The organism is Phyllobacterium sp. 1468, assembly GCF_031455525.1.
GTDB lineage: Bacteria > Pseudomonadota > Alphaproteobacteria > Rhizobiales > Rhizobiaceae > Phyllobacterium.
On the sequence record NZ_JAVDSX010000001.1, the window covers coordinates 220,509 to 241,133 of the forward strand.

A 20,625-nucleotide genomic window follows, 5' to 3' on the forward strand; every position below is an offset into this window, starting at 1 on the left:
TGACGTAATGGGAAACTGTGACCTGTCGCTCGGCGAAATCGGGGTGAAGAGTGAAGAGCTTGAGGAAACAGCTGCCACCATTGACGGCACTTACCGCATTCGAAGCGGCGTCGCGGCTGTCGAGCTTTACGAAAGCCGCTGAGGAACTCGGCGTCACCCAGGCTGCGGTCAGCCGCCAGATACACCTTCTCGAGAAGGACTTTGGCTTTCCCCTTTTCATACGGCTGCACAGGAAGGTGATTTTGACCGACAAGGGCAAAGCGCTTTCGACGGCCACCGGCGACGCCTTCAATCTCATCGCGGAGGCCGTTACCGGCCTTCGCAAGGACGCTTCCAGCGATGAGCTGACGATCTCTGCGACAGTTGCATTCTCGCATTTCTGGCTGATGCCCAGAATTTCAGAGTTCTCGCGGCAATATCCCTACACCAACCTCCGCATCCTCTCTCAGGACAACATGCCGAACCTTCGACTGGGCGAGGTGGACGTTGCGATCAGATTCGGCAACGGCATGTGGCCGGATGGTCATGCCGAATTGCTGTTCGAGGACGAAGTTTTCCCGGTCTGCAGCCCGGAATATACAGGGGCAGATGGGCGCATCAAAACTCCGGCGGACTTGACCTCATATTCCCTCATTTCCAACGAAACCGACGATCCGACGTGGACAGGCTGGAATGAGTGGCTTTCGTCATTTTCCATCGTGGTTCCCAAGAAGACGCTGGGATTGCGTTGCAGCTTTTACACCGAAGCGATCTATGCGGCACTCAACGGTCAGGGGATCGCGCTGGGCTGGACACATCTCGTGGAAGACCTGTTGCAGCAGGGACGGCTGGTTCGCCTGACTGACGCCGCGATCAAACCCAGAGGGGCTTATTTCGTCGTGATCCCGACGAGGCAACATGGCAATGAAGCTGCAAGCCTCTTCGTCAATTGGCTGCAGATGGCATCGCAGGAACAAGAAGTGCACCTCTAGACGATGATCGGCAACGGCAGACCGCCGCAGGCTTGCTCACCAAAGACCGGGTACAAGCCTGTATCGCACTTTTTCCATATAATCCGGATAGCCTTCGAGCTCCTGTTGCAACATCTTTTCCTCGTCAAGGATGCGCAATATCAGGATCGGCACGTTGAGAAACAGGAACAACAGGCCCCAATACGAACCCAAGGCGAGCGGTGTCCCGACGATGAGGACGAGCACCCCGACATACATCGGGTGTCTGACCCATGAATATGGTCCGGTCGAGATGACCTTTTGATCTTCCATCTTTTCGATCGTCGACGCGCCATAGCTGTTCTCACGGAAGACCCGAAGATCGATCATCAGGCCCAGAGCCACCAAGGCGTTTCCCAGCACCGAGACAAAGGGCGGCACGTATGACCAGCCGAAACGATAGTCAAGCGCGGAGACCGCCGGCAAGGCAATGGCACCGGCAAAGGCAACCGTTATCAGTGCCTTTTGCAATGGACGTGTCTCGGCACCAGGCCCGGCTTTCAAGCGGCGCTCGAGCAGAGCTGGATCCTTGATTGCGAGATAGATGCCAATCAGGTTTGTCGAAAGTGTAAAGACGACAATGAAGGCCCAGCCCTGCCAGTAGTCCAGTGTCCCGGCCGATCCGAAGACGATGGCGCCTAGGGCAAGCAGGCCCAGAATGGCACTTCTTGCAGTCCGAACGATGAGATCCATCACAGAAGGCTCCGCCGCATTTCACTTGGAATCGCCGACGCCAGCATAAACGCCAAATGGATTGAGCCCCTTCACAATCAGTTCAACTTAGAGGGATTTGGTCGCCGCAGGCTTGGTCCGGGGCTTGAGCAGGATGACAAAAAGCACGCCGACCACTATGAGTGCTGCCCCTTCGAGATGATAGGTCTGCAGGCGCTCGCCAAGGATAAAATAGGCGAGGATGGCGACGAATATCGTCTGGATGTAGAGAAGCACGCCCGCCCGGCCTGCCCCCAACGCTTCGACACTCCAGTTGAAGAGGTAATACATCAGCGCACCGCCGGGGACTGCCACATAGGCCAGGGCTAGAAGCCCGTTGCTGTCGAGGGCCGAGCGTTCATCGGAAGCAAGTTCCCAAAGATAGAAGGGGAGCGCTGTCAGCGCCGCAGCCCCGAGTAAAAGCACCAGAAGCGGAAGACGCTCTTGATCGAATTTCGCGCGGCGGAGCAGAACGGCATAGAGGCCGAAGCAGAAGGCACCGGCGACGAGCCACAATTCACCGGGATTGACGTCGAGACGCATCAGCGCCGCGGGGCTGCCTTTGACGATGATGACCACGATCCCGACGAAGGCGACGATCGATCCGATCGCCTGCCATCTCCCCATCGGCTCACCCAGAATCAAACGGGCGAGGATCATCGTGATGATCGGGATCAGGGCCATGATGATGCCGGCCGTGGTGGCGTCGGCTTTCTCGAGCCCCATAAAGACCATGCCCTGACAGATCGCGAGCCCGATCCCGCCGACGAGAAGCAGCTCCAGCGGGCGCGCCCGCACGAGCGCAGCCATGGCGCCGAAATGCCCGCGCACGATCGGGAGCAGGATCGCCCACGCAATGAGGACGCGCCAGAAGCACAACGCCCATGGCGGCATTTCGGGAGAGACCCATTTTGCCGAAATATAGACACCGGCGGACAGCAGCCAGCACAGTACGGCCACGGTGTAGCCGACGGCCAGCGAATTGCCCGCTGCCTGCTCCGTCTCGCCGCCGCTGTTGTGGACCGCCAAGAGACTTATCGCCATGGCTCATCTATGCCATAATTTCTTGGAGCTGCACAGGTGGCGGGCGCGACCCCGACCGGCGGTTTCGCCGCTTAAGTCGCAAGGTGTCTGGTTATGAACGCGCCCGCCGAGGCGATCGCCTCGCGCCCCGAAGTCAGCCGTGCCGCCCAAAGGGGCCAGGCGTGGATCATGTGCGGCCAGATTTCGAGGTTCGTCGCCACGTCGGCAGCGCCAAGCCGACGGGCGATTCGGGCTGCATCGTCGAGCAGTGTCTCGGCCGAACCAACCTGGATGAGGACCGGCGGAAGCCCCGCAAGATCCGCATGGAGCGGCGAAACGAGCGGCTCGCGAGCGCTGGTCCCGTTAAGATATGCGCCGGCGAGCTCTTCGAGATAGTCCCGGTGAATAAGCGGATCGACCGCAGCCTTCTCGTCCATACTCGCACCGGTCATTTCGAGATCGACCCAGGGCGATACCAACCATGCGCAGCCGGGCAGCGGTCTGCCAACGTCGCGCAGACGTATCATGGTCGCCAGCGTCAGCCCGCCGCCGGCACTGTCGCCGCCGATTGCAATCGACGCCGCGGGAACGCCTTGTGCGATCAGGAATTCGAACGCGGCAAGCGCATCGTCCAGCGCAGCTGGAAACGGAGTCTCGGGCGCGAGCCTGTAACCGGGCGCAAGCGTGCGTACACCCGCGGCGCGACCGGTCTCGGCGACCATCCCGCGATGACTCTGGATCGATCCTGAGCAGTAGCCGCCGCCGTGGAAAAACAGCAGCGTCCTGGTGGTGTCGCTTCCCGGCGCCAGCGACCATTCGGCCTCAAGCGTGCCGATCATCTGACGCTTAAACTGTATATCGGGCGCGATTGGATCGTCGGCCGCTACGAGATCGAGGCGCTGGCGACGCTCGGCAAGGCTCGCGGGCCGCGGATGGGATTGCAACAGGGCCCTGACCGCATCGATCTCGTGTTCATCCATTGTGGCTATCCCCCAGCGTTTCAAGATGATCAAAACGATCGCCCTCCCGGTGATCGCACCCGGAAGGCAGTGGAGACGATATCACAGACCAGCGCGCAGCCGGGATTCCATCAGATTCATGAGTTCACAACCTAGTATTTTGACGGAACGTAGAGTTCGGGCGGCAACACCTTGCGCTCGTAGTCGGGGTTGAACACGCGATCAGGCAAGGTGATATCCTCGTGCGGCACATGCTCGTAGGGAACCTGTGAAAGAAGGTGTGCAATGCAGTTGAGACGGGCACGCTTCTTGTCATTGCCTTCAACGATATACCAGGGCGCTTCGGGTATGTTGGTGCGGGCGAAGGTTTCTTCCTTGGCTTTGGTGTAACTTTCCCAGCGCACGCGCGATTGCAGATCCATGGGAGACAGTTTCCACTGCTTCAGCGGGTCATGAATGCGCATGAGGAAGCGCAACTGTTGCTCCTCGTCAGTTATGGAGAACCAGTACTTGATAACCTTGATGCCGGATCGGACAAGCATGCGTTCGAATTCCGGCACATCGTGGAAGAATTGCTGCACCTGGTCTTCATTGGCGAATCCCATCACGCGTTCGACACCGGAACGATTGTACCAGGATCGATCGAACAGTACGATTTCGCCGCCGGCGGGCAAATGCGGCACGTAGCGCTGGAAGTACCATTGGGATTTTTCGCGATCCGAAGGAGCTGGCAGCGCTACAACGCGCGCAGTGCGCGGATTGAGCCGCTGGGTAATGCGCTTGATGACACCCCCTTTGCCTGCAGAATCGCGCCCCTCGAAGATGACGACGACCTTCTCTTTGTAATAGGCGACCCAGTCCTGCAGTTTGATCAACTCGGCCTGAAGCGCAAGCAGGGCGCGAAAATACTCCATACGCGGGATGGTTGGTGGATGAGTCTTGCGGTAGATTTTGCGTATCTCTTCGGACAGTGCCGGCTCGGAAAGTTCGAGTTCATAATCCTCATCGAGCGTATCGGCGAGTTCGGCCTCCAGCCAATCCTGGTTTGCCGCCTCATGCTTTGGATCGTTCATTTCGTCCCCTCTGATAGTCGTTCGAGCCGCGCCGCCACGGCACGTATCATGCAACTCTGCGGGCACTTATGCCATAACTCCATGAAGCAAATTTGAAGTTGCGTTTTTACGCAGGCTCATGATCAAGCGCGAACCGGCGATTGGCACCCTGATGCCGGATGAACGATGCTCTAAAGCCCCGCGATTGTCCGTAGATCGTCAACGGCACCTGCGGCGGCTGCAAGCACCGGGGAACCTTTTGTCAAACCATCGCCCTTGACCGGAAATGGAAGATGCCACCCACCGGCTTCCTTGACGAGACAATAGCCCGCCATACAGTCCCAGGCATGCATATAAGGCTCGTAATAGCCGACAAGGCGACCCGCGGCGACATAGGCGAGCATCAAAGCACCCGAGCCGTTGCGAATGAAGTTGCCCCCCGCGCCAAGCAGTTTTTCGACAATCGATGCGACAACCCCTGGCGTCACGTGATTGTTGGCGCCGATGCCAGTCACGGCGTTACGGATTGTTCGACTTCCATCGAGTTTGAGGGTTTTACCGTTCAACGTCGCCCCCATCCCTGCGGCGGAAGCGTAGAGCTCGTCATTGCACGGCACGTAAATAACACCGATGGCTATTTCCTCCCCATACATGGCAGCAATTGAAATGCACCACGTTGGCATGCCATTGACGAATGGGCTCGTACCGTCGATCGGATCGACGACCCAGGTATAGTCGGATGTGCCCGAGCTGACACCGTACTCCTCGCCAAGGATCGCATCGGCCGGAAAAGCTGCTGCAATCCGGGTCCGGATAAGATCTTCAACTTCGCGGTCGGCGATGGAGACGACGTCATGTGGATCCGCCTTGGTTTCAATAATCAGCCTTTCGCGCGCGTTGAAATGCGCAAGAGCCACGGCCCCGGCTTCAATCGCCATCTCCCGAGCCAGGGCAAATCGATCCTGAAGATCCACGGTGACATCGGATGTCATGTTCTTTCCTTAGTTATGAATGCAGATTTCAATTGTTGATGATGGCAATGCCGCGATGGTGAAAGCCGATGCTGACATTGGTCGCCGGTGCCAGGCTTCGGTCGACGGCCGGATCCACGACGAAGAGGGTGCCTGCCTCGGTTTCGACTTCGTATTCCACATGATCGCCGAGATAGGCGGCATGCCTGATGCTACCGGGAAACGCCCCGCTCTCTGCCGCCTCGAGCGTGATCGCATTGGGTCTGACGGCGATCCTTGCCGGTCCCGGGCGGGCACTCCGGCCTGGCACGGAATGTTCCAGCTTGCCGACTCGAATGATCGCCTGCCCCCCATCGCTACGCAGGACCTCGCAGGGCAGGACGTTCGCCTCGCCGATGAAGTCGGCGATGAATGACGATGCGGGAGCTTCGTAGAGCTCGCGTGGCGAACCCTGCTGAGCAACGGCGCCGTCCTGCATGACAATGATCCTGTCCGACACCGCAAGCGCCTCTTCCTGGTCATGGGTGACATAGACCGCGGTAAACCCCAGACGCTGCTGTAGTTCACGGATTTCCGTGCGCACGCGGCGCCGCAGGCGCGCATCGAGATTGGAAAGCGGTTCATCCAGCAAGAGCACCTGCGGCTCGAGCACCAGAGCCCTCGCAACGGCAACCCGCTGCTGCTGCCCGCCGGACAGTTCAGCAGGCAACCTCTGGCCGTATCCGGCAAGACCGACCTGCTTCAGGCCCTCTTCCGCCCGTTCCCGCGCTTCATTCTTTTTCATCTTCGATGATTCAAGTCCATAAGCGACGTTCTCCAGCACCGACATATGCGGGAACAGTGCGTAGGACTGGAACACCATTGAGACATCGCGTTCGTTGGCGGGAAGCATGGTGACGTCCTTGCCGCCGATGAGAATGCGTCCTGCTGTTGGATGCTCAAGCCCGGCGAGCATGCGCAGGGTCGTCGTCTTGCCACATCCTGATGGTCCCAGCAGGGTTACAAGTGTGCCAGGTTCGATGTCCAGAGACAGATCGTGGATCGCCGTAAACGTGCCAAACTGCTTTTTGACATTGGTGAAAACAACAGAGCCGGTGTGTTGTGCGGTGGTCATGAGGCGGCCTTCTCTTGTGGTGCGGCCGACGGAATAAAGGCCGTTGCAACGCGATTCTCGCGGCGCAATCTCCGTTCACCCACCAGCAGCTGGAAACAGGTAATGATGACGATCATGACAACGATGAGCATTGATGAGTACGCGACGGCGACGCCGTATTCGCCGTTCTCGACGAGCCCGACAATGTAGGAAGTCGCCATGTTATACTCGGCGCTGACAAGGAATATGACAGCGCTGATCGATGTGATGGCGCGGACGAACGAATAGACCAGCGCGGCAACGATCGCCGGACGAAGCAAGGGCAGGATGACCTTGCGAATGGTGCGGAAGCTCGTTGCCCGCAAGGTCAGCGATGCCTCGTCCAGACTCTTGTCGAGCTGGCTCATCGCCGCCACGCCGCCGCGCACGCCAACCGGCATGTTGCGGAAGACAAAGCAGGCTATGAGGATCAGCGCCGTGCCAGTCATTTCAAGCGGCGGGAGATTGAATGCCATGATGTAGCTGATACCGATGACAGTGCCCGGTATGGCAAAACTCATCATCAGGGCGAACTCGAATACATTTCGTCCGATGAACCGCTGCCTGACGATCAGGTAAGCCGTCAGCAACCCGACCGCCGCTGTCAGCGGGGCCGAAATCAACGCGATCTTTATCGTTGTCCAGAAGGAGTTCCAGGCAACGCCGGTCCAGGCGATAGCGCCGTTCTCAAAGCTGAAGGAGAAAGCGCGCTGGTAGTGCTCGAAGGTCAGGGTGTTGTCCAGACCCCATGTGCGGACGAAGCCGCCGAACAGGATCATGCCGTAGATGACCAGCGTGAACAGTATCCAGGGAATGACGATGGCATGGACGCCAATGGACAGCGATCGCGGCAAGGCAATATGCGCACCGGAATCGCCCTTGCCGGTTACGGTCGCGAAGCTTTTGCCGGCCAACCATAGTCGCTGCGCAAGGAAGGCAGAGAGCGTGAAGAACAAAAGGATGATCGCAAGTACCGCGGCACGCGAAGGATCGTTCTGCGAGCCGACAACGGCAAAGAAGATTTCTGTCGAGAGCACCCCATGGCTGCCGCCGAGCACCAGCGGGTTACCGAAGTCCGCCATGCTCTCGATGAAGCCGATCAGAAAGGCATTGGCGAGACCGGGCTTCATCAAAGGCAGCGAGACTTTCCAGAACGTACGCCAGCGATCCGCCCGCAGGGTTTGCGACGCTTCCTCCATCGAGGGGCTGACACCCTCGACGACGCCGATGAGCACCAGAAACGAGATGGGCGTGAACGACAGGACCTGTGCGATCCAGATGCCGGTCAGGCCATAGAGCCAACGGCCCGGCTCAATCCCGAAGAGGTTGGAAAGCTGATGGGTCACCACACCGGCGCGGCCGAAAAGAAGAATGAGTGCGAGGCCAATGACGAAGGGAGGCGTGATGATCGGCAGGATCGTCAGCAGCCGCAGTCCCTTCTTGAAAGGAAAGCGGGTGCGGGTGGCTACCAGCGCGAAGCAGAGTCCGAGCAATGTGGACCCGAACGCCGACAGGATAGCCAGCATCAGCGTGCGCCAGGCAACGCCACAGCGATTACCCCCAACAAGACAATCCAGGCTCCAGATAGACGGATCCTGAATATTGCGGACAAATCCGGAGGGATCGAAGGAGCCGTCAAAGCTCTGGAAAGCACCGATGAACATGCTGCCCACGGGGTAGAACACAAAGATACCGACAAGAAAGACGAGCAGCGCGATTGAAGCGACCACGAAGGCATCGCCCCGGAGCACACCACGCTCGGCAAGTCCGAAGGAAAACATAAGGACGAAAGAAAGCGCCACGAGCCCGGCACCTGCACCCATCGAAGGCTGGCCATCGGCAAGCGGTCCGAACAGCGCTTCCGTTATCGTCCACGTCCAGCCGGCAAACCCGACAGCGAGCCCTTGCAGCACAAGGAAAACAATTCCAGCGGCACCGGCAGCGATCAGCAGATTTGAACGAAGCGACGAGACTTTGAAAGCCCGCGCGCACAGGCCCGCAGCGAAGAGCAGCGCGATGACGGCAAGCGTCCAGCGGCCGTGTGCGAATATCTGCACAAGCGCAGGCGCTTCGCTGGAACCGTTCGGAAAATTGCCGAGCCAATCGAGGCTGAAAAAACCGCTTTCAATCCGGTACCACGGCACGAGGATGAACCCGGCGAGCCCGATCCCGAGAGCAATATTCAATCTCCGGTCGCTACGTTCCATAACGCCACCCGCCTTCGTTCATCATAGAAAGTTGCTTGCGCTGCCGATATGTCCGGAACGGTCCGGACATATCGCTTCAGGCAAAGGCAAGTTCAATTGGCGCTTGCACCAATCTCCTTGTCCCAGCGATCAAGCAGTTCCTTGCGCTTGGCAGGATCGCCATAGGTCTTGAAATCATAGTCGATGAGTTTGATGTCCTCGAATTTCGGAGCTTCGGGCGGAACGGTGGCGGATTTGTTCGATGGCAGCTGAAAGGACTTTGCATCCTTCATATGCGACTGCACTTCGGCGGAAAGCGCCCAGTCATACCATTTCTTGGCCGCGTCGAGATTGCGCGCGCCCTTGATGATTGACATCGAGCCGATTTCGTAACCCGTGCCTTCGCATGGCGCCACCGCCTTGACGGGGAAGCCTTCGGCAATCTGCGCGACGGCGTCATGCATGAAGACGATGCCCAGCGCCGTTTCACCCCGGGCCGCGGCCTTCACGGGTGCGGAACCCGATTTTGTATATTGCGATACATTCGCGTTCAGCTGTTTCAGGTAGTCGAATGCCTTGTCTTCACCCATGATCTGAACCAGGGAAGCCAGCGCCGTATAGGCGGTGCCGGACGAATTCGGGTTGGCGATCTGGATTTCGCCCTTGAAGGATGGATCGACGAGGTCAGCCCAGCACTTGGCCTCCTTGAGGCCCTTTTTCTTGACGATCTCGGTATTATAACCCCATCCAAGCGCACCCGCATAAACGCCAACGGTCTTGTATCCTGCGCTTTCGGCCTGCTTTTTCGCCCAATCCTGCAACTGGTCGAGCAGTGGCGATTTGTATTCCTGGGTGAGCCCCTCGGAAGCGGCCTGCAAATGCGGATCACCTGTCCCCGCCCACCAGATATCGGTTTTCGGATTGCGTGCTTCGGCGCGGATCTTGGCATAGGTCTCGCCCGACGATAGGCGAACCATATTGACCTGGATACCGGTCTCCTTCTCGAACATGCCCTTCATCAACTCACAGATAACGACATCGGCCGAACAGATCAGATTGAGATTGTCCGCTGCGCGCACCTCGGTTGGCATCATCTGAAGACCAACAGCAAAAGCGGCGGCAATTGCGAATACAGAACGCATGATTTTCCTCCCTGAAAAAGCGGCACCTCCATGCCGCACACTTTTTTGCAAGCGTGTGCAAAAGTTTCACACGTCATGTCTTCATGTCAAGCGGGCTATTGCGTTCTTTCAATAAAATTAGCGATCTGGTGGTTGCAGTAGCACGCAAGCGCGTGCAAGATATCGTAAACAACCATGGATTCATGCCGTTGAACAAATCATTCGTCAGCGCTGACGACGTAGCAAAGCGGGCGGGCGTTTCGCGCTCGGCTGTATCGCGCACGTTTACGCCAGGCGCGAGTGTTTCGGAGGAGACGCGCCAGCGGGTCATGGAGGCCGCGCAAGCGCTCGGCTATCACGTCAACCAACTTGCGCGCGGCCTGATGCGCAGTGAAAGCGGCATCGTCTGCCTGGTCGTATCCGAGATGGATACGCCCTACCGGGCCCGCCTGGTACGCGCTCTCACCCACGAATTGCAAACGGCCGGCAAGATCGCCATGCTCATCAACACTGATCGTTCCGACGGCAGTGTGGATGCGGCACTCCGGCAAACCCTGCATTACCGTGCTGATGCGTCCATCCTGTTATCCGGGCTTCCGGACAAGGCAATCACCAGGCTGTGCCTGAACAGCGGCCAGCGCATCGTGCTGATCAATCGCGACGATGATATTGATGGGCCGTTCCGCATCAATCTAGACGATGGTCAGGCGGCACGCGTGGCCGTGAGCGCATTCCTGCGTGCGGGCTGCCGGCGCCTCGCATTCGCCAACTCCGACGTTGGAACACCAAGTCTGATGGCGCGCGAACGCGGCTTCATCGCAGCGGCGGCCGAATTCGGGCTTGAGGTCAGGATCGTACGCCACGGCAACACCATCTACGAAAGCGGCCGCAAGATTGCGCAGACCTTGTTCACCGGTGCAGTGCGGCCGGACGCAGTCTTCTGCGTCAACGATCTGATGGCATTCGGGTTGATGGACGGTGCACGGCACGACTTTGGGCTGCACATTCCGGAAGATCTCTGTATCGTCGGCTTCGACGATATCGAACAGTCCTCATGGACGTCCTATAATTTGACGACGTTTTCGCAGCCGGTGGATGAAATCGTAAAGAGCAGTGTCGCCTGGCTCCAAGGCGATGCGACCGCCGGTCTTGTGCGGTCTGCCAACCTGCACGCACCGCTGATCTGGAGAAAAACCATCCGGAACAAATTATAGAATCGTTTGGTTGCGTCGACCGGCCACCCCGCCCATGGCGTTGCGGATCAAGCGCGCCGCGCCCGGCTCATGGACGAGAGTTTGTGTCTGCTTGACAGTGGTCAAGATGACATAGTCGTCGTAGGCTGCTTCAAAATCAAGTTTGACGAATCGGGGACGCATCGGCTTGAATCACACGAGGCTTTTGAAGAAATGCAAGACGCTTGCCGTGATCGCCTTGATCCTGTTTTCCGGCCAGGTTACGCCCTCTTTTAGCGACGATGCCAAGAGCTGCGTCACCGGGACTGAAAACGACAAAGGTTGGCTTTTCGTCAACAATTGCGACCGGGAAGTGGTCATTGAAATCTGCTTCGAAGAGGCATCCGAAGAACCATTGAATTGTGCCAGCGTAGTCCAGCACCAAGGTGACCAACTATATCCGGCCACGGTGATCGCCGCAAAAGGGGGACTACAGCTTTTGAGTGTTGCCGGGCGTTCGGGGATCAGGTGGGGCGCCTGTTATCATAACCCGAGGGAAGACAGGAACCCGGGAAAGCCCGAAGGAGAATACAAATTCACATATCGCTGCATGGACTCCAACGTCGAATGACCGCTGCAGCCCATGCAGATTGCAAATCTTGGTCCATGCCCAAGACTTGAGAAGACAGCCCTGTGAAACCAGCAATCACACCATGCCGAGCGCGTTCATATACAATTCAAGGATCGCTTCTTCTTCCTTGCGCTCATTGGCGTCCTTCTTGCGCAGACGGACAATCGTACGGATGATCTTGGTGTCGTAACCGCGGCCCTTGGCCTCGGCCATCACTTCCTTGATGTCGTCCTGGAGCGTCGTCTTTTCTTCTTCGAGACGTTCGATGCGTTCGATGAACTGCCGAAGCTCTGCCGCAGCCACACCTTCGACGCCGCCCTGCGCTGCCAAATCATCCATGCTCATCTCTCGCTCCGTAAATTTTCATTCTGCGACTCAAGACCGGCCGCGCGAGCGGTTCCGATGCCCGACCAGTGCATGGTGAGTCAAGACAATTGAGCAATTCCAAAAGGCGGAAACCGTTTCTGCGTCGGGAATTGTGTAAAACTAGAGGGTAGGGTCAGGAGCGATCAATGCGCAGGCTTGTTCGTCTCGAACGCAGCCTTCTGCGCATCGCTGGCCTCGCGCTGATGCTTGGCCTGCCATTCCGCATAGGGTTCGCCATAGATGATTTCACGCGAGTCCTCCTTGGACAATGCCAGTCCCGAAGCTTCAGCCGCTTCGCGATACCAGTTCGACAGGCAGTTGCGGCAGAACCCCGCCAGATTCATCAGGTCGATATTCTGCACATCGCTGCGCTCGCGCAAGTGATCGACCAGTCTGCGGAAGGCCGCAGCCTCCAGCGCGGTCCGCTGTTCGTCGGTGAGATCGGTCATTGCATGGTCTCCTCAGCGGAAGGTTTCTCGATCGGTCCGGCGCGAGCCTATCGCCGCGCAACAGGCATATCGGGATCGGTATCGAGGGTTTCAAGGATCGGCGCAGGGGCAAACCCCGCTATGATGCCGTGGCGCAATCCGCTCCACGGGCGGCCGTTCATTAGTCTTTCGACGAATTGCGCGCGCCATTTATATCAAATCTAGTACTCCCCGCCCCCCCCGTGTTCGGGTGCCTGTGCCAGTCCGTCAGGATGGTGAGGGTCAACCCCTCAAGGAGGGTCCGGTCAGATTTTAGTCAAAGCATATTTCATCAAGGAATTTCGGGAGGAAACAATGATTTTAAGGAAGACGACCATCTTGGGAGCGGTGGGCTGTGCGCTACTTGCAGGTTGCAAGGACGACAAGCCCCATCAGGCGAAAGCGCCACCGACGGAAAACACCGGTACTTTCACCGGTAACACGGGCGAAAAGACCACGGACACATCCGGCCTGACGCAGGAGGCGGAGGCCTGCACGTCAAGCCTTCCTGCCGAAGGCTGGGTGTCCAAGGCCGGGCTGCATTACCAGGTCAGCGCCGTCGATCCGCAGATCGTCCGCATCCGCATCGGCAAGGATGCCCTGCCCGAGGATGCTTCCTGGGCCGTGCTTCAGGACGCGCGCAAACCGCTCGGCTGCGCCACCGGCGGATCGGAAAAATCGTTGAAGACTGCGGCGCTGACTATCAGCGCAAGCGGCGAGGACAAGCTGTCGGTGGCTGACGCTGCGGGCACGGTGCTCTGGCAGGATGCGGATCTGCCCCGGTTCAACAAGGATGGCAGCTTTGTGTTTTCAGGAGCTATCCCCAAGGACAGCCATTTCTATGGCCTTGGCGACAAAACGGATTCAATCGACAAATCCGGCAAATCCTACATATTCTGGAATTCCGACACGCCTGGCTTTAGGTTCGGACAGGACCCGCTCTATCGCACCTTACCTTTCTTCATTCGCCGAAACGGCAATTCCTACTCTGGATACTTTCTCGACAACACATGGCGTTCGACTTACGATTTCGGCAAGTCCAAACCCGGCACCCTCGACGTGAACGCCGCTGGCGGCGGCATCGACTATTACGTCATCGCCGGTGCGAGCCCGAAGGAAATTCTGTCGAACTATGCGAAACTGACCGGAACCACGCCGCTTCCGGCACTATGGTCGTTGGGTTGGCAGCAAAGCCATTGGGGCGGCGACAAAACATATGATACTTCTAACCAGGTCATCGCAATCGCTAAAAAATATCGCGACAATAGGATCCCTGCCGACGCCGTCTGGCTCGATATCCAGTTTCAGCAAAACAATTATCCGTTTACGATCTCGGATTCTTTCGCGCCATTCGACACTTTCGTCAAGACACTGTCGGATATCAACTTCAAGGTCGTTCCGATCACGGACCTGCATATCGCGGCGGACAAATCGGGGAACTACTACCCCTACACATATGGGCACGACCACGACTACTTCGTCCACGCGAACAAAGATGCGGACAAAGATAAGAAAAAAGATGAATATGCCGACAATGTTTGGCCCCATCATGCGAACAGGACCCAGAGCGTGTTTCCGGATTTTACCAGCAAGCCGGCACGTGATTGGTGGGGAACCTTGTTCAAAGAACTCTACGAGACTGACGGCGTCGCGGGCATTTGGAACGACATGGACGAGCCATCCGTTTTCAACGGGAACCTAACTATGCCCGACGACAATATCCATAAGATTGAAGAAGCGGGCTTCAAAACGCGCGACGCGACGCACAAAGAGATCCACAACGTCTTCGGCATGCAGAACCATCGCGGCACATTCGAGGGACTGCTGAAGCTCAAGCCGGAGCAGCGTCCGTTTGTAATGACCCGGGCGAGCTATGCCGGTGGCCAGCGCTATGGGGTGACGTGGACGGGCGACAATCTCTCGACCTGGCAACACCTGCGCGTCGCTACGAACCAGATCACTGGGCTCGGACTGTCGGGCTTTCATTCGGGAGCCGACATCGGGGGATTCCAGAATCGGGGAGATCCAACGCCTGCCTTGCTGACGCGCTGGATGGAGATCGGTTCATTCTATCCGATCAGCCGTGTGCATTTTGAAAAGGACAAGTCACCGCAGGAGCCCTGGGAGAACGGCACGAACGAAGACATCGCGACCCGCACCCGATACATTCGCAACCGCTATACGCTGATGCCCTACCTTTATACGGCGGCCGAGGAAACCTCCCGTACCGGCACGCCGATGCTGCGCCGCATGTTCCTTGAATTCCCGGATGCCAATGCCCCCGGATCGACCACCCCGCTCGATATTGCCGCCGAAACCCAGTTCATGGTCGGCGGAAATCTTCTGGTCGCGCCATCGCCGATCGAACAGGGCTTTGTGACAACTGCACCTGCAGCATTTGCTTTCGGCAAACTGACCGAAGCGGAGTCGGCGGATTTCGCCGGAGGTGCCAGAACGGCAACGGATCACACCGGCTATACAGGCCGGGCATTCGTTGCCGGTCTCGAGACGGCCGGAGCGCAGATAGGCTTCACACTGACGGGCGTACCGGGCAGTTCGACTACCGCTCAATCTTACGACCTCAAGGTGAAATACGCCAATGGCATGGGCGACACACGGACGATGAGCGTATTGGTTGATGGCAAGACCGCCGGCCAGATTCCGATGCCTAAACTCTCCAATTGGAATCAATGGGGAACGGCAACTTTCGCTCTGTCGTTGACAGGAGGCGACCACAAGATTGAGATCGTGCAAACCGTGACCGATTCTGGACACGTCAATTTCGACAGCCTGATCGTGGGGCAGCCGGGCGCGGTGTTTCCCGCTGGCGCTGGCGATGATATGCGCGGCGGCTTGACCGAAGCCAAAAATATCACCGCGCCCTATGACGTCCTGTTGCCTCCTGGCAAGTGGTTCGACTACTGGACCGGCAAGGCCCTGGCCGAACCTGCATCCGGAACGGCCTCCTCCTGGGCTTATAAGGTCGCAACGTCCTCGCTGGAGGTGCTGCCCGTCTACGTCCGAGCCGGCTCGATCATCCCGCGCCTGCCGGATTCGATCGCAGCAAATGTCCAAAGCACGGTCGACGTCGCCAAGGCGGATACCTTGCAGCTCGATATTTATCCGGGCGAGAAATGCCAGGGATCCGTCTACACCGATGACGGATCGAGCTTTGCCTTCCGCAAGGGCGTCTACTACCGGCGCGGTTTCACCTGCACTCTATCCGGCAAACAGGCAACCGTCAGTTTCGGGGCCGTGGAAGGAACCTTCAAGCCGGGCTGGACCAAGGTGAAGCTGGCCATCGCGGGAACGAGCACGACTGCGGTGGTGAACGAGGCGGCGACCATCGCGCCCGTCGTGCTTCCGCTTCAATAAGGCACGACAACTTAAAACGGCTGCGGGCTGGTATTCCGGCCCGCAGCCGTTCAGTGCCTGCCCGTGGTTACGGAGAAAAACGTCGTCGCCATTCGATAAACAGTTTCAAATTGAAATTGCCTAGTCTTTCGCCCAAACCGCCCGCTATCGAGGCAAGGTTCATTCTTTTGTCGCAGTCGCGTAAGAACTTTGCGTTCAAACGATTAGCGCGTTGACAACGCACGAGAAACTACCGAAAAGGGTGACCACGATGTACGGAGGCAATATTGCGCAAGTGGTCTATATTCCACGCTGAACTGCATCAGCGGACGCGATTGGGCAGCTTTCTAGAGCAATTCCAGGAAAAGTGGAATCCGGTTTTCCGTCCGGGATTGTGTCAGGACAAAAGGCAAGGGCGTTTCCGTATTTCGCAGAAAAACGGACATGTCCTCGGAGCTTTTTTATTTATATTTGCAGCGGGCAGTTTTTTGGCCCCCGACAAGGCACATGCCGATTTTCGCGTCTGCAACACAACGCAAAACCTTGTCGGCGTTGCGCTCGGCTACCGGGCGAAATCCGGCTGGGTCACCGAAGGCTGGTGGCACGTCAATGCGTCCTCGTGCACAACACTTGTGGTCGGACCGCTGACATCGCGCTATTATTATCTCTACGCTGAAGACGCCCAGAGCGGCGGGCGCTGGGATGGCAGGGTGAACATGTGCGTCGCCGAAAACCAATTCAAGATCACCGGTATCAATGACTGTTTCGCGCGCGGCTTCCAGCGCGCTGGATTCCAGGAATACGACACCGGCGAACAGACAAGCTGGATGGTCCAGCTTACGGAAGAAAATCCCCCCTCCTCTCCAATCGTAACGGATACCCCCGCTCCATGAGACGCCGCCGCAAGGTCAAAATCCTAGCCACACTGGGTCCCGCTTCCTCCGACGAAGCCATGATCCGCAAGTTGTTCGAAGCCGGCGCGGACGTATTCCGCATCAACATGAGCCATGCCAGTCATGATCTGATGCGCGAGCTCGTGCGCCGCCTGCGCAATGTCGAAAAGGAACTGGGGCGGCCGATCGGCATTCTCGCCGACCTGCAGGGGCCGAAGCTGCGCGTTGGCAAGTTCAAGGACGGCAAGGCGGATCTCGTTGCAGGCCAGACCTTCACGCTCGACGACAATGACACGCCGGGCGACAATACCCGCGTATTCCTGCCCCATCCGGAAATTCTCGAAGCTGTTGAGCCAGGTCATCGCCTTTTGATCGATGATGGCAAGCTCGCGCTGGTGGCGGAAGCTTCCGACGGCAAGCACATTCGCTGCCGTGTCGTTTCCGGAACGAAGATTTCCGACAAGAAGGGCGTCAGCCTGCCCGATACGACGCTCGGCGTGAGCGCCCTCACCGAAAAGGACCGGCGCGACCTCGATGCCGTTCTGCAGGAGGAAGTCGACTGGGTTGCCCTGTCGTTTATCCAGCGGCCGGAGGATCTTGCCGAAGTACGCAAGATCTCGCGCGGCCGCGTTGCCTTGCTGTCGAAGATCGAGAAGCCGCAGGCCGTCACCCGCCTCGAGGAGATCATCGAGCTCTCTGACGCGCTCATGGTAGCCCGCGGCGATCTCGGTGTTGAAATGCCGCTGGAGACGGTTCCCGGTATCCAGAAGCAGATCATCCGTGCCTGCCGCAGAGCCGGCAAGCCCGTCGTCGTCGCCACGCAGATGCTTGAGTCGATGATCACGGCAGCGGTCCCGACGAGAGCCGAGGTGTCCGACGTAGCGACAGCCGTATTCGAAGGCGCCGATGCGGTCATGCTCTCGGCCGAATCCGCCGCCGGCGCCTATCCGGTTGAAGCTGTATCGACCATGGCGCGCATCGCCGAAGAGGTCGAGCGCGATCCGAACTACCCGGGCATCATTCACGCCCAGCGTCCCGAGCCGAACGCGACGGGCGCCGATGCAATTTCGCTGGCAGCCCGCCAGATCGCGGAAACGCTCAACCTCTCGGCGATCGTTACCTACACCGCCTCCGGTACAACCGGACTACGCGCGGCGCGTGAGCGGCCGCTCTTGCCGATCATCGCCTTGTCACCGGTTGTCGAAACGGCGCGCAAGCTCTCTCTCGTCTGGGGGTTGCACTGCGTTGTAACTGAAGATGCCAGCGACCTCGACGACATGGTCGACCGTGCCTGTCACATCGCCTACCAGGAAGAGTTCGGCAATCCGGGAGATCGCATCATCATTTCGGCTGGCGTACCGCTGCGTACGCCCGGTTCGACCAACATGTTGCGCATCGCCTATATCGGATCGGATGGGCTGACAGGGATCTAGAAACTTATTAACGAGTTCCATTGCGTTCCAATGGAAAATGGAACGCAAAAACTCGATTCTTGCGCAAGAATCACCGATTCTGGCGCAAGTTTTTCTATCTATACGGGAAATTTGGTTGTGGTGGCGTGCATTACGTGCGCTGGCCGGTCAGTTCGTCGGCCAGTTCACCCGCCTGCTTCTGAGCCTCGCGCATCATCGGATAGACCGTCAGAACGCGCTCGAACGCCTGTAAGGCGGCCTCCTTGCGGCCGGTATCCTTGAGGATCGCCGCCATGCCGGCCATCGCCCCGAAATGCCGTGGTTCAAGTGCCAGTGTCTTCTGGATGTCCGCCATTGAACGCCCGTAATCGTTCACCAGAAAATTCAGAGTCGCCCGTCTGTTCCAGCCCTCGGCATAGTCGGGCTTCATCACGACGACCTGATCCAAAAAATCCAGTGCGACCGAATATTTCTTTTCTTCCATGGCCTTAGCGGCCCAGCCCATCATCAGGTCGATAGTGGGACTACCGGAATTCTGCCATTGCGCCTGTATCTGTGAGGCAATGCGCGCCGCCTTGACTTCGTTGCTTTCGCGCTTGAGCGCGGCAAACAGGTCATCCAGTCTTGCCGCCCGCTTCTCGGCCAATGTCTGGTTGGGTAGGGCGGCCTGTTGCGGCGGCGGCAGCGGGTCCTGCGCGGTGGCAATTGCCGGCAAGGCAAGTAAAAAAACAGCTGAAAATACAACAACGTTCCGCATGACACGAATGGTAATCCGTATCAGCGAAACGTCAAATGCAAATAACCGTGAGACGGGTAATATCAGCCCTGGCGCGCTTTGAAACGCGGAGCGGTCTTGTTGATGATATAGATGCGGCCCTTGCGACGGACCAGCTGATTGTCACGATGACGGGCCTTCAGGGCTTTAAGGGAGTTCTTGATCTTCATTTCAGCACCGGTATCTTTCGCCCGAAACCGGGCACCAATAAAAAGCGCGCCTTAAAAGCGCGCCGGAAACACGTTGCGGGGAAATAGCCAACGATTACCTGTATTGTCAACACCCGGCTCACGATTTGTGGCATGATTCATCCGGGAATCATGCATTTATTTATCGTTAGCGGCGTTTCGTGATCCGCGTCACATGGCCCATCTTGCGGCCGGGACGTGCTTCCGCCTTGCCATAGAGTTGTACAACAGCGCCGGCTTCCTTGAGGATTTCCGGAACTTTTGCGATATCGTCACCGATCAGGTTCTCCATGACACAATCGGAATGCCGCCTCGTATCGCCGAGCGGCAGACCCGTGATTGCCCTGATATGCTGTTCGAATTGCGATACGGCGCAGGCTGCTTCAGTCCAGTGACCGGAATTGTGCACGCGCGGGGCAAACTCATTCGCCAGCACAGTCCCATTGGCAAGCACGAAGAATTCCACGCCGGCAACGCCCACATATTTCAAGCCTTCCAATAGTTTGCGGGCTGCATCGGCGGCAAGGCCCGCGACGGTCGATGATACCGAGACGGGCACGGTCGACGTCGCGAGAACGCCGTCCTTGTGGACGTTCTCGGTGATGTCATAGACCCTTATATTGCCCGCTTCGTCCCGCGCGGCGATAACGGAAATTTCACAGGTAAAATCGACCAGCGCTTCCAGTATGGAGGGCACACTGCCGATGGCGGCGAATGCTTTTTTGGCGTCTTCACCTTTTTTGCCGGAAAACTTGACCTGTCCTTTGCCGTCATAGCCGAAACGACGTGACTTGAGGATGCCTTTACCGCCAAAGGCCAAAAGGGCCGCTACAAGATCGCCGTCATTCTCGACACTAAGCCATTGTGCCGTCTGGATCCCCGCATTGTTAAGGAAGCGTTTTTCGCTGACGCGGTCCTGCGAGACTTTCAAAGCGAGGGACGATGGAAATACAGGTTTGATTTCACTGAGTATTTCGGCCGAATCGACAGGAACATTTTCGAATTCATACGTGATGACGTCGCTGAGTTCGGCAAGTTGTTCAAGCGCATTCGGATCGTCATAGGCCGCGACGATATGATCGTTTGCGACTTGCGCCGCCGGGCAATTTTCCTGTGGTTCAAGGATGACAGTCTTATAGCCGAGCCGAGCCGCCGCCATGGCAAGCATGCGACCAAGCTGACCGCCACCGACAATACCGATCGTTGATCCGGGAGAAATCATG

General features: G+C 57.9%; 20 protein-coding genes. 6 read left to right on the forward strand and 14 right to left on the reverse strand.

Annotated features, from left to right (window positions below; genetic code table 11):
- The first annotated feature begins 50 nt into the window (after positions 1 to 50).
- A complete protein-coding gene (locus J2X72_RS01140; RefSeq protein WP_310067535.1) occupies positions 51 to 971 on the forward strand; it encodes a LysR substrate-binding domain-containing protein in 921 nt (306 codons plus the stop codon).
- 36 nt (positions 972 to 1,007) lie between these two features.
- Here the strand turns inward: J2X72_RS01140 and J2X72_RS01145 are convergent, their stop codons facing one another.
- The 8 genes from J2X72_RS01145 to J2X72_RS01180 form a co-directional block, all read right to left on the reverse strand.
- Entirely contained in the window at positions 1,008 to 1,682 is a 675-nt protein-coding gene (locus J2X72_RS01145) for an isoprenylcysteine carboxylmethyltransferase family protein (protein ID WP_310067537.1), read from the reverse strand.
- Positions 1,683 to 1,769: 87 nt separating this feature from the next.
- Entirely contained in the window at positions 1,770 to 2,744 is a 975-nt protein-coding gene (locus tag J2X72_RS01150; RefSeq protein WP_310067540.1) for a DMT family transporter, read from the reverse strand.
- 71 nt (positions 2,745 to 2,815) lie between these two features.
- Positions 2,816 to 3,703, reverse strand: coding sequence for an alpha/beta hydrolase (locus J2X72_RS01155; protein ID WP_310067542.1), 888 nt, complete (start codon positions 3,701 to 3,703; stop codon positions 2,816 to 2,818).
- A gap of 131 nt (positions 3,704 to 3,834) precedes the next feature.
- Positions 3,835 to 4,755: a polyphosphate kinase 2 gene (gene ppk2 / locus J2X72_RS01160; protein WP_209999198.1), complete on the reverse strand. Its 921-nt coding sequence runs from the start codon at positions 4,753 to 4,755 to the stop codon at positions 3,835 to 3,837.
- A 170-nt stretch (positions 4,756 to 4,925) separates the two neighbouring features.
- On the reverse strand, positions 4,926 to 5,726 hold the full coding sequence (locus J2X72_RS01165) for an inositol monophosphatase family protein (RefSeq protein ID WP_209999197.1): 801 nt from the start codon (positions 5,724 to 5,726) through the stop codon (positions 4,926 to 4,928).
- A 28-nt stretch (positions 5,727 to 5,754) separates the two neighbouring features.
- On the reverse strand, positions 5,755 to 6,819 hold the full coding sequence (locus J2X72_RS01170) for an ABC transporter ATP-binding protein (protein ID WP_310067547.1): 1,065 nt from the start codon (positions 6,817 to 6,819) through the stop codon (positions 5,755 to 5,757).
- Positions 6,816 to 9,044 (reverse strand): iron ABC transporter permease, encoded by a 2,229-nt coding sequence (locus J2X72_RS01175; protein WP_310067550.1) that lies wholly within the window; start codon positions 9,042 to 9,044, stop codon positions 6,816 to 6,818. The genes J2X72_RS01170 and J2X72_RS01175 overlap by 4 nt, the downstream gene beginning before the upstream one ends.
- 92 nt (positions 9,045 to 9,136) lie before the next feature.
- Positions 9,137 to 10,165: an ABC transporter substrate-binding protein gene (locus J2X72_RS01180; protein ID WP_310067553.1), complete on the reverse strand. Its 1,029-nt coding sequence runs from the start codon at positions 10,163 to 10,165 to the stop codon at positions 9,137 to 9,139.
- Between the two features lie 182 nt (positions 10,166 to 10,347).
- Here J2X72_RS01180 and J2X72_RS01185 point away from each other — a divergent pair, with 182 nt between their 5' ends.
- Positions 10,348 to 11,358: a substrate-binding domain-containing protein gene (locus J2X72_RS01185; RefSeq protein ID WP_310069232.1), complete on the forward strand. Its 1,011-nt coding sequence runs from the start codon at positions 10,348 to 10,350 to the stop codon at positions 11,356 to 11,358.
- Here the strand turns inward: J2X72_RS01185 and J2X72_RS01190 are convergent.
- Positions 11,353 to 11,520 (reverse strand): hypothetical protein, encoded by a 168-nt coding sequence (locus tag J2X72_RS01190; RefSeq protein WP_310067554.1) that lies wholly within the window; start codon positions 11,518 to 11,520, stop codon positions 11,353 to 11,355. The genes J2X72_RS01185 and J2X72_RS01190 overlap by 6 nt on opposite strands.
- A gap of 46 nt (positions 11,521 to 11,566) precedes the next feature.
- Between J2X72_RS01190 and J2X72_RS01195 the strand changes: the two genes are divergently transcribed.
- A complete protein-coding gene (locus J2X72_RS01195) occupies positions 11,567 to 11,947 on the forward strand; it encodes a hypothetical protein (protein ID WP_310067556.1) in 381 nt (126 codons plus the stop codon).
- A 75-nt stretch (positions 11,948 to 12,022) separates the two neighbouring features.
- On the opposite strand, the gene J2X72_RS01200 is transcribed toward J2X72_RS01195, so the two are convergent.
- Positions 12,023 to 12,292 (reverse strand): DUF2312 domain-containing protein, encoded by a 270-nt coding sequence (locus tag J2X72_RS01200; protein WP_370637210.1) that lies wholly within the window; start codon positions 12,290 to 12,292, stop codon positions 12,023 to 12,025.
- Positions 12,293 to 12,456: 164 nt separating this feature from the next.
- Positions 12,457 to 12,762, reverse strand: coding sequence for a DUF1244 domain-containing protein (locus J2X72_RS01205; RefSeq protein ID WP_209999190.1), 306 nt, complete (start codon positions 12,760 to 12,762; stop codon positions 12,457 to 12,459).
- 333 nt (positions 12,763 to 13,095) lie between these two features.
- On the opposite strand from J2X72_RS01205, the gene J2X72_RS01210 reads away from it, so the two are divergent.
- From J2X72_RS01210 to pyk, 3 genes are all read left to right on the forward strand, one after another.
- A complete protein-coding gene (locus J2X72_RS01210; RefSeq protein ID WP_310067559.1) occupies positions 13,096 to 16,155 on the forward strand; it encodes a TIM-barrel domain-containing protein in 3,060 nt (1,019 codons plus the stop codon).
- Positions 16,156 to 16,601: 446 nt separating this feature from the next.
- Positions 16,602 to 17,027: a DUF1036 domain-containing protein gene (locus tag J2X72_RS01215; RefSeq protein WP_310069240.1), complete on the forward strand. Its 426-nt coding sequence runs from the start codon at positions 16,602 to 16,604 to the stop codon at positions 17,025 to 17,027.
- Positions 17,024 to 18,460 carry a pyruvate kinase gene (gene pyk, locus J2X72_RS01220; protein ID WP_114431201.1) on the forward strand — a complete coding sequence of 479 codons (1,437 nt, stop codon included), beginning with the start codon at positions 17,024 to 17,026 and terminating at the stop codon, positions 18,458 to 18,460. Before J2X72_RS01215 ends, pyk begins: the two co-directional genes overlap by 4 nt.
- 130 nt (positions 18,461 to 18,590) lie before the next feature.
- On the opposite strand, the gene J2X72_RS01225 is transcribed toward pyk, so the two are convergent.
- The 3 genes from J2X72_RS01225 to J2X72_RS01235 form a co-directional block, all read right to left on the reverse strand.
- Positions 18,591 to 19,196, reverse strand: a complete 606-nt coding sequence (locus J2X72_RS01225) for a hypothetical protein (protein ID WP_310067563.1) — start codon at positions 19,194 to 19,196, stop codon at positions 18,591 to 18,593.
- 62 nt (positions 19,197 to 19,258) lie between these two features.
- Complete coding sequence (gene ykgO / locus J2X72_RS01230) at positions 19,259 to 19,384, reverse strand: type B 50S ribosomal protein L36 (RefSeq protein WP_027231189.1); 126 nt, start codon at positions 19,382 to 19,384, stop codon at positions 19,259 to 19,261.
- A gap of 166 nt (positions 19,385 to 19,550) precedes the next feature.
- Positions 19,551 to 20,624 carry a 5-(carboxyamino)imidazole ribonucleotide synthase gene (locus J2X72_RS01235; RefSeq protein ID WP_310067578.1) on the reverse strand — a complete coding sequence of 358 codons (1,074 nt, stop codon included), beginning with the start codon at positions 20,622 to 20,624 and terminating at the stop codon, positions 19,551 to 19,553.
- Position 20,625: the final 1 nt, after the last annotated feature.